Annotated in this window: 2 protein-coding genes and 1 pseudogene; 1 reads left to right on the top strand and 2 read right to left on the bottom strand. The window is 59.5% G+C overall.

Annotation, left to right across the window (positions count from 1 at the left end):
- Positions 1–242: pseudogene (locus tag F8N44_RS31175) on the bottom strand (TonB-dependent siderophore receptor); the annotation flags it as partial.
- Positions 243–515: 273 nt separating this feature from the next.
- Here F8N44_RS31175 and F8N44_RS31170 point away from each other — a divergent pair.
- Entirely contained in the window at positions 516–881 is a 366-nt protein-coding gene (locus F8N44_RS31170; RefSeq protein WP_150651978.1) for an Mpo1-like protein, read from the top strand.
- A gap of 1 nt (position 882) precedes the next feature.
- Here the strand turns inward: F8N44_RS31170 and F8N44_RS31165 are convergent, their stop codons facing one another.
- On the bottom strand, positions 883–1,677 hold the full coding sequence (locus tag F8N44_RS31165) for an acyl-CoA thioesterase (protein ID WP_150651979.1): 795 nt from the start codon (positions 1,675–1,677) through the stop codon (positions 883–885).
- Positions 1,678–1,829: the final 152 nt, after the last annotated feature.

Genomic DNA, 1,829 nt, shown 5'->3' with positions numbered 1-1,829 from the left:
CGGGTAATCACCGTCACCGACTGCGGTGTTTCGCGGATCGACAGCGGCAGGCCGGTGGCCGAGGACATGGCGCCGGTAGTGTAGGAACGGGTGTCTTCGGTGGTAGCGCCGAGGCCCTGGGCGGAAATATTGGTGGCGCCGAGTTGCAAGGTCTGCTCGGTTTTTTCAGCGGCGTTGGCAGAAATGCTCAGCAGGGCCAGTGCCAACGGGCACAGGGCAAAACGGAAACGGACGTGCGACATGGAGATCCCTTTGCATCGAATCGATCGGTAGTTGAAGTGCTTCTGAGGGGTTAACCGAACGAGTGCGGGAAAAGGGAACTGAACAGCTCAAAGATTTAATGCCCAATGGAGTTGGCAATGTGGGAGCGAGCTTGCTCGCGAAGGCGTCAAGCCATTCAGCATCGAATCCTGCGATGACGCCTATCACTTCAATAGCCAACCTTGATTCGCCGCCCTCACCGCCCGGGTCTATTCTTCAACCATGAGTTCAACATGGATCGAGGAGTACAAAACATGGGCAAACGTCACCCCAACCTTCCCGCGTGGCAATGGCGCGCGTACCCGGGCAATCATCAGCATCCGACCAATCTGGTGTTGCACCTGATCGCCGTGCCGCTGTTCATCGTTGCGTTTCTGCTGATCGTCTCCGGGGTGTTCAGCCTGAGTCTGGCCAGCGTCGCCATCGGCGTGATCGGTATCGTCGCCGCGCTGGGTTTGCAGCGCCACGGCCACAGCCTGGAGGCGCAAGCCTCCGAGCCGTTCAGTGATCGTAAAGATGCGGTGTCGCGGTTACTGGTCGAACAGTTTCTGACTTTTCCGCGCTTCTTTCTCAGTGGCGGCTGGTGGCGCGCCTGGTGTGAGCGCCACCGTCGGCATTGAGTCAGGCGAAGATCGTGACCGTCTGACGACTCATTGCAATCAACTCCCCTTCTGCGCTCCATAACTTGGCGGCGACATGGCCGTAGCCATCGGCGGCGTACTCGATGTCGGCCAGGTATTGGCACCAGTCCAGCGTGCTCAAGTCGCGTAACGGCTGAACGAATTCGATGGTCCAGGTCAAGGTGCTACCCGGTGCCGGCTTCTTCAGATACGGCAGCAATGCGGGCGGCCATGCATCCACCAGGGCCAGCAGATGCGCCTCTTTGACCGGCTCTTCTTTGACATCGCCGCGTAAGCGCACCCAGCCGCCCATCAGCCGCGATTGATTGCCGGTGAACGGCATGCCGCCGACGCTCCAGCGCATTGCCAGATGACGCATGAATTCCGGGGTCACGCCTTTGATGTAAGGCAACTCCTGGCATTCGTCCCAGTGTTTCATTGCCGGCGCCGGATATGCTTGCACGGCGACTTCCGAGGGCCGCGAAGCACCGAAGCTGCCTTGAACGATGGTCACCACCTGACCATTCTGCATCGCCCGGCCCATGACCTGGCTGACGGCTTTGCCTTCACGCAGCACATCCACTTCGAAACTCACCGGGATTTCAGGCTCGACCGGGCCGACGAAGGTAATTGCCAGCGAACGCACCGGGCGATCCGCCGGGACTTTTGCACGCATGGCTTCGTATTGCAGCGCGGCCACCAGACCGCCGAAACTGGCACGGCCCTGGCCCCATTCGGCAGGAATCGTCAGTTCCGGTTGGCGGCGGACCGCCTCGAGCAGATCGCTAAAGCGCATGGCAACCTCAGAAAACGAGAAAGGAATGCAGGGATCTTAACCAGACCTGCAGAGCGCCGCAGCGTCTATTCCGGTCAAAGAGACTGACAGAAAGGCCTTAGCGTATTTCAAATACAGACACAAAACCCTGTAGGAGCTGCCGAAGGCTGCGA

Origin of the sequence: Pseudomonas fluorescens, assembly GCF_902497745.1 — a bacterium.
Taxonomy (GTDB): domain Bacteria; phylum Pseudomonadota; class Gammaproteobacteria; order Pseudomonadales; family Pseudomonadaceae; genus Aquipseudomonas; species Aquipseudomonas fluorescens_BM.
The sequence above is the reverse complement of the archived record's forward strand: the minus strand, read 5'-3'. Positions and strand labels throughout refer to the sequence as shown.

What these genes read in the sequence shown, in the direction of transcription:
- F8N44_RS31170 (WP_150651978.1), top strand. Translation starts at nt 516, where the DNA reads ATGGGCAAACGTCACCCCAACCTTCCCGCGTGGCAATGGCGCGCGTAC.
- F8N44_RS31165 (WP_150651979.1), bottom strand. Translation starts at nt 1,677, where the DNA reads ATGCGCTTTAGCGATCTGCTCGAGGCGGTCCGCCGCCAACCGGAACTG.